The 6,560-nt window shown below is 67.8% G+C and carries 6 protein-coding genes and 1 pseudogene; 1 reads left to right on the top strand and 6 read right to left on the bottom strand.

From position 1 onward, the window contains the following. The 3 genes from AC3ET3_RS35660 to AC3ET3_RS35650 all read right to left on the bottom strand — a co-directional run. Positions 1 to 628: hypothetical protein (locus AC3ET3_RS35660; protein ID WP_435613688.1), on the bottom strand; the 628-nt coding region annotated here is incomplete at its 3' end. 67 nt (positions 629 to 695) lie between these two features. Then, the gene (locus tag AC3ET3_RS35655) at positions 696 to 1,559 is read right to left on the bottom strand and encodes a DciA family protein (protein ID WP_435613687.1); all 864 of its coding nucleotides are present in this window, start codon (positions 1,557 to 1,559) and stop codon (positions 696 to 698) included. Positions 1,560 to 1,569: 10 nt separating this feature from the next. Continuing rightward, a complete protein-coding gene (locus AC3ET3_RS35650; RefSeq protein WP_435613686.1) occupies positions 1,570 to 3,084 on the bottom strand; it encodes a transcriptional regulator in 1,515 nt (504 codons plus the stop codon). A 792-nt stretch (positions 3,085 to 3,876) separates the two neighbouring features. On the opposite strand from AC3ET3_RS35650, the gene AC3ET3_RS35645 reads away from it, so the two are divergent. After that, entirely contained in the window at positions 3,877 to 4,518 is a 642-nt protein-coding gene (locus AC3ET3_RS35645; RefSeq protein ID WP_435613685.1) for a hypothetical protein, read from the top strand. A gap of 31 nt (positions 4,519 to 4,549) precedes the next feature. Here AC3ET3_RS35645 and AC3ET3_RS35640 read toward each other — a convergent pair whose 3' ends face one another. The 3 genes and pseudogenes from AC3ET3_RS35640 to AC3ET3_RS35630 all read right to left on the bottom strand — a co-directional run. Further along, positions 4,550 to 5,011: a PPC domain-containing DNA-binding protein gene (locus AC3ET3_RS35640; protein WP_435613684.1), complete on the bottom strand. Its 462-nt coding sequence runs from the start codon at positions 5,009 to 5,011 to the stop codon at positions 4,550 to 4,552. A gap of 27 nt (positions 5,012 to 5,038) precedes the next feature. Continuing rightward, entirely contained in the window at positions 5,039 to 6,019 is a 981-nt protein-coding gene (locus AC3ET3_RS35635) for an asparaginase (RefSeq protein WP_435613683.1), read from the bottom strand. Positions 6,020 to 6,058: 39 nt separating this feature from the next. Continuing rightward, a pseudogene (locus tag AC3ET3_RS35630) lies at positions 6,059 to 6,560 on the bottom strand (hypothetical protein); the annotation flags it as partial.

Below are 6,560 nucleotides of genomic sequence, written 5' to 3'. Positions count from 1 at the left end.
CCCCCACCACCAGGGCCCGGACCGCCGTGTCGGCGCTCCGGGCCCTGGTTCGTGTCCGGGTCAGCGCTGCGTCGGCTTGTGATTCTGCTGCTGCGACTCGGCGCCGCCCCGGCGCAAGTGTCCGGCCTGCTCTACGGCGGCACCCGGCTTCTTCGTGGTGCTGCTCGGCTTCTTCGTCCCGTTCTTCGTCCCACGCTGGGTGGTCGACTTGCCCTGCGGCCGCCGCGGAGACGCGTGGGCCCCGCCCGTCCTTGGCGCCGGGGAGCGGCCGGGACAGCGCCTCCCCGAGCTGACGCATCGCCGGGATGTCCACCGTGGCGGATGCGGTGTCCCGCGACGCCAGCGGCGGCCCGCTGCGACCCCCGCCGGGGGGGGGGGAGCTGTAGCCAGTGGCGGCATCCGCGACGTTCGGCAGCGCATCGGCGGCCGCGGCATCGGCGTCCTTCCTCTCGCCCCGTCGCCGGAGCCGGTCGGCCCCGGCCTGCGCCCACCCGGCGACCTTCTCGCAGGCGTTGATCGAGATCTTGCGGAAGAACTCGCCGACGCGGATGTCCCCCATCAGTCGGTCGAAGTGCTCCCCGGCCCGCTCCCGCATGACGCGAAACAGGTGGCCGAACGCGCCGCGCACCGTCTGGATCTTCTGCCACTCCGGGAAGTCCTGGAGCGCAGCGGCCGTTCCGCCCTGGCCTGCGCTTTCACGCCGTACGCCGGTCCTCCGGAGGCTGCGCCGTACCAGCCCCACCGGATCGCTGAGCTCGTTCGGTCCGGGCGCGCCGCAATGCCAGGGCATGGGCGGCTTCCGCTTCACGGCGGCGCTGGACGCGGGCGGCCTCGATAAAGGTCGGCTGGTCGCCCGAGGCCGTCTCCGGGAACGCCCTGGCGCTGAGCTCGCGCAGGGCGCGGGTCTGCCTTTCGGCTGCCTGCGCGATGGCCGTGTCGACGTGCTGCTCGGGCCGGGCCGCTTGGTGTGCGGCGAGCGCCTGGCGGAATCCCTCGGACGCCATCTCCCGGGTCTTCACTGGCACCTCCGGCCCGGCCGCGGCCGCGGGGGCGGACTGCGTCGTACGGGGCTCGGGTGCGGCGCCGACGGGCAGGACCCGGATGGTGCGTACGGCGTCGGTTCCGGCCGCCTGATTCACCGCGGCGACGATGCGGGCGCTGATCAACCGGAGCTGTGTGGCGTAGGCGGGTGAGTCCGGGCACAGGTCCAATTGCCCGGACTCCGCGTGGAAGGCGAGCGCCTGCACATGGTCAGGCAGACGCGGCGAGATGGCGGCCGCGATGTCCGGCCACTGATTCAGCACGCTTGCGCCGGCGGCTGGAAGCTCCCAGACCCGGTCAGCCATCAGGCCCTGAAGCACGGCGTCGAACCCGGCCGGCTCGCGTCCCTCACGCCGTACGCCTTGCTGCCGACGGCGGCGCGGAGCGCGATCCACGGTGTCGCCGCGCTGCTTCGCAGCCGCACGAGCCTGATGCAGAGCGATGCGCGCGAGGTCGACGCCGGACAGCTCCGGGGCACCATCGGCGGGCTGCCCTCCGGGCGTGATTGTTTCAGTCATCTGGGGCCTCCTACCGGCGTCCGATGAACACGTGCGAGCTACGGGCAGCGCCAGCCAGCTGGCGGGCACGGCGCACCAGGTCCGCCCCGTAGAGGCGCTCGGCAGCCTCGCGGCCCATGGAATCGACAGCCAGGTCGATCAGGTCCGTCTGGCCTCGCATGAGCTCGCACCGCACCTGGTCCCGCATCTCCTCGACCTGCGGATCAGTCAGCGCAAGGTCCTCGCAGTGATCGTGCGTTTCGGCGGGATGGTGTTGGTCGCGGCCGCCGCTCGTCACCGCACGGACTTGAGCAAATGCCTGCTCCACGTCGCGCAGCACGGCCAGACTTGTGGGGGCCTGCCAGTCGCCGTCGAACCGCTCCGTGCGGGCGCGGACCTTCTGGATGTGGTGGCGGCGCGCTGCCTCCTGGGCACAGCGCCACTGCTCGACGGCATAGGCCCGCTTCTCGGGTGTGTCCAGGGTCGTCACCGCGTTCGCCAGCAGCGCGGCAAGCAAACCGGAGCCCCGACGGACCCGGGCCGCCTCGCCGCGCAGGTGCAACCAGCCCCTGACCTCGGCGACCGTCCATCCGGCATCAGCCACGTCCCGAACCACCCACGCGATCCGAGGCACCGAGCAGCCACGCAGCCAGTCCAGCTCCTGGGTCAGCTCACGGGCCAGCTGGAACCTGCGCCCGACGCGGTTCAGCTTCCGGCGGCCACCGGCCTTGGCCTCGGACTTCTTCGTGATGGATGACTTGCTGCCCCCGCGTGCGAGCTTGCTCTCAGGGGGGAAGGAAGTAGAACCCGCAGTGGAAGCACTTGAGGAACCACCCCCCATTGGGGTGCAACGCGACCCGTCTGAAACAGCCGTCACAGCCGTCCCGGACGACCGCTTCCCGGAAGCCTTTTCTGAGGCCCTCGATGACGTCTTCGAGCGCGGCCTGCGCACCTTCCGGCTGGCCTTCTTCGCGAGCTTCGCCATTAGCTCCCGGCCCGCCTCCGCGATCCCGACCATCACCCGCGTGAACGCCGGCGCATCCTGGTCGGACTGCCTCGTACGGATCCCCAGCGCCTCGTCGAACTTGAGGGGGATCGTCCGAGCGAACTCGGACGCCTGCGGCGCCTCGCCCCGCTTCCGCGTGCCCTTCACGATGTAGGACAGAAGCCCCGTCTCCCGCAGAGCCGCCAGGTGATACTCCACCATCCGCTCCGACAGACCCGTACGCCGCTGCAGATAGCTCAGACCCGGGAAGCAGGGGGAAAGCTCCGCCAGCAACTGCGCGAGGTACACCGTCGTCGCATTGAACGAGCGCAGCCCAGTGGAGCGGTGCCGCCGCGGCTGGTACAGCCCCGACCCCGCCACCCAGTGCACCGCCTGCATCCAGCTATATCCGTCCGGCGCGACCCGGCCCGCCGACGACGACAGCCACTGCTCCGCCTCCGGCACCCACAGCTCGGGCAGCACGGCGACGGGGTCCACCAGCAATACAGACGTGTGCGATGAAGGGACCATCACGGCGGCCTGCGCCGCCACCAACGTCATCGGGCCACTCCGGCCAGGGCGCATCGCACGCACATGCGCGGCTGCAGCGATGCCTGTCGAAGTGGCGAATCGCAGGGGTCAGCCGGAACCTGTGACGTGATAGACGGCGCAAAATGCGCCAATCGGGCATGACTGGGCTGACAAAGGGCAGCAGGATGCTGCAACATGTGCCTAGCGCTCCTTCTCTATGGAGGAGGGCACAACGAAGGCCCTCGTGGCACTTCGTGGTTTGGGAGAACCAAAGATCGAACTGTTCGAGGCGGCTGCAACCGGTCGAACAGCTCCTCCGGGAGGCCCTGCAAGGCCAGACCGGAGAGCAGGTGGGCGCTGTACCCCGGTGACTGCAATCACCAGGCAGCGGCCCGGGGCGGCAAGAAGACCCGTAAGGGCGCCGCCCCCGAGGGCTTACCTCATCTCGACCCCCTCACGGGGAGAGGTGTATCCGCATCCGGTCCGGTGCGGAAGCATGAGAAAGGCACCAGCCTGCCGGAGCGACGCGTGATCCATCGCTACTACGGCGGCAGGTGCCTTGTTGTGTGCCTGCCCGAGGGTACGGGTACCCTGAACCATGTCGAGACCATCCCTAGATTGGTCTGCGGCCGTGCCCCGGAGTGCAGCCTCGCGGGGCTTAACCATGTCCATATTGATCTTATTCGCAGACACAGTACTCCCCTCGCCGCACGTAACGACACCCCGCCCCACGACGTGTCGGCCTTGCATAATTGCTTCTTGACGCACCGCCACCTCGGCCGTCGTCTGTCCCTCTGCGCCCGCCCAGGAGATCACACCTGCATGATGAGCAGCATGTACGCACCGCCGATCGACGCCCTGGACCTGGACGTGGACTCCTTCGCCACGCCGCTGCAACAGCGACGCTTCGTAGCAGCCATGCAGCGACTCGCCGCCAGCCGCGCGCCAGGAGCTGCGGTGCGCGTGTACGTGAGCGCCGCCCCCAGAACCATGAACAACCCAAAGTGGGAGAACTGGCTGGCGCAGATCGCGCAGGAGTTGCCTGATGGTGTCGAGGTCCTGCACTACCGCAGCGTCTTCAGCGATGACCGACCGTACGACTGGGACGCATTCGCCCAAGAGGTCGACGGCCTTGTAGTAGTGGGGAAGCAGAAACGTGCGGGAAGCCGGGTCTACCGATTTGGCCCGGTGGCCCGACTCGAACTTCGCTCGCTCATCGCCCGACAACCTGTACTGCTCTACGCCCACAGTCAGGGCCTCATCCCGGTGATCGACTGTCAGAGCCAGGTTCTTACGCCAGAGGGGACGCCGCGGCTGAAGCTCATCGCGCCGAAGCGGTGGCACCAGGAGACGTCGACACTCCAGGCCGCGTTGCACGCGCTTACGCCGACCAGCCCGGACGACGAGTCGTCCAGCGAAGCGCCAGGCCACCTCGCTCATCCCTTCGTTGCACCTCCTGGGTGAGATCCGTTAGCTGAAGGCCGTGGCTCGTGAATCATGTTCCGAAGGTCAGCAGGGGGACGTCGTAGAGATCCGGGTTCTTCGGTCGGGTCATGACGGGTGAGATGACTTCGACGACGAGCATTTCGACGAGGAACTGGACGCGGGCGTTGAGCAGATGGCTCGTATACCCGTTGGCCGACCGTGCCTTCTCACCCAGCGTGGTGTGGATATGCGGCGAGACCGAGTCCGTCTCGGCGTCGTAAGCGAGCGTTCCACACCCCATCGCCTCCACGCCAGTGACGTGGACCTTGCTCCAGACCGGGGCGTTGGGGTCTTCGAGCTTCTCGCACGCACCGACGATGTCCGCTTCCGCGAAGCCGGCGATGAACATCGGGATGTAGCCGTGCCGGACGCCGTTTTGCTGGCAGAAGTCGGCGAGAGTGGGGAAGAAGTCGTCGCCGTGGTCGAAGTTGACGGCAAAGGTCCGTCCGGTGGTGAGCTCATGGCTACGCAAGTTGGTTCTCCGGGGCTGCTGGGGTTGTTAAGAGAGGGCGTTGAAGGACTTAGAGATCTGGTCCGCGGTGGCGGCCGTCATCAGAAGCAGCTGCAGCAGGATGCGTGCCTTGATCGGATCGAGTGAACTGGCGGGGATCAGTCCGCGGGCAATCAGATCCGATTCGGAGCCCGGGAAGCCGTACGTATGCCTGAGCACGGGGCCAGACCCCGTGCGCGTCGCGAGGACGACAGGCATGCGCTTGGCGAGATCGGTGAGTGCGTCCACGCACGCCATGGGGACATGGCCAGCCCCGAACGCCGCGACTACCAGGCCGTCGACCTTGTCACCAACGGCTTGCAGAATCGTCCCGTCGTCGCCGAGACCGACCGTGACGATCGCCGTCTGTGCTGGAGATGCGGCGCTCCGGGGATCGATTGTCGAGCATTTGCCGGGGCGAGCCGTGATGCGGACACGGTCTTCCGCGACGTAGCCAATCGGGCCGGGGTATGAGGTGAAAGCGAGTGGGCTCGTGGCGTGAGTTTTGCGAACCCAGCGGGCAGCGTGGATTTCCTCACCGAAGACGACGACGGATCCGGTACCCCGCGCCTCTGTGCTGGCTGCGACACGGATGGAGGCGAGTACATTTGCTGGGCCGTCCGCCCCGGCCATGCTCGCGTTGCGCATGGCGCCCGTGATTACAACCGGCTTGTCGCCGGTCGTGACGAGATCCAGCAGATACGAGGTCTCCTCGATCGTGTCTGTCCCTTGGGTGATGACCACGCCGTCGACTGGGAGCGTCGCGACCATCACGGCCAGCTCGAGCAAGTCGGAGAAACCCAATGAGGCACCGGGTAGTCGACGGAAGTCGTGAACCTCCACAGCGATGCCGGTTTCGGCAAGGCCCGGTACGGCCGCGACCAGGTCGTCGGCCGACAGCGTCGGCGTCGCGCCGCCGTCAGTCTGCGTAGTCATCGCGATGGTGCCGCCTAGCGAGATCACCGCGACGCGTCGGGCGTTGTCGGCCATGCTCTTTCCCTTCGTGGACATGCGGACTGAGTGGTGGCGTCAGATGTCGGCCGGGAGAGACCCTACGTACGCGCATGCGGCGTCAATGCCAGCCGCGGAGACGAGCCGGCTGCGGGACTGGATCAGCCCGGACGACCCGTACCGGGCGAGCTGGCTGCACCGCTCGATGAGCCACGACCACGGCAGCTCGAGGTATTGGGCGAGAGCGCGGAGCCGTCCGGCAGCCGTTGGCGCGGTCGTGAGCGAGTCCGCGTTGACGTCGCGTGCCGCGATCGTGAACTCCCGGACGACAGAGGACCGGGCTGTTACGTCGACATGCCACATCCCGTCACCCCGGACCCAGTTGGCGATCACCGCTTCCTTGTCGGGGGCCACTACGAAACCTTCCACGGCTTCATATGCGGGATCGGCAGTGATCTGGGCATGGATCCCCAGGGACTCCATCAGGGCTACAGCCAGGAACAACAGGATCCGTTCATACCGCGGGGAGGAACGCACGATGTCTTCCGGGATGCAGAACGCCCGGGTGCTCGTGCTTCCA

The organism is Streptomyces sp. bgisy159 (genome assembly GCF_057707805.1).
Note: the sequence above shows the minus strand (reverse complement) of the source record. Positions and strands in the feature narration are given on the sequence as shown.

What these genes read in the sequence shown, in the direction of transcription:
- AC3ET3_RS35655 (WP_435613687.1), bottom strand. Translation starts at nt 1,559, where the DNA reads ATGACTGAAACAATCACGCCCGGAGGGCAGCCCGCCGATGGTGCCCCG.
- AC3ET3_RS35650 (WP_435613686.1), bottom strand. Translation starts at nt 3,084, where the DNA reads ATGACGTTGGTGGCGGCGCAGGCCGCCGTGATGGTCCCTTCATCGCAC.
- AC3ET3_RS35645 (WP_435613685.1), top strand. Translation starts at nt 3,877, where the DNA reads ATGATGAGCAGCATGTACGCACCGCCGATCGACGCCCTGGACCTGGAC.
- AC3ET3_RS35635 (WP_435613683.1), bottom strand. Translation starts at nt 6,019, where the DNA reads ATGGCCGACAACGCCCGACGCGTCGCGGTGATCTCGCTAGGCGGCACC.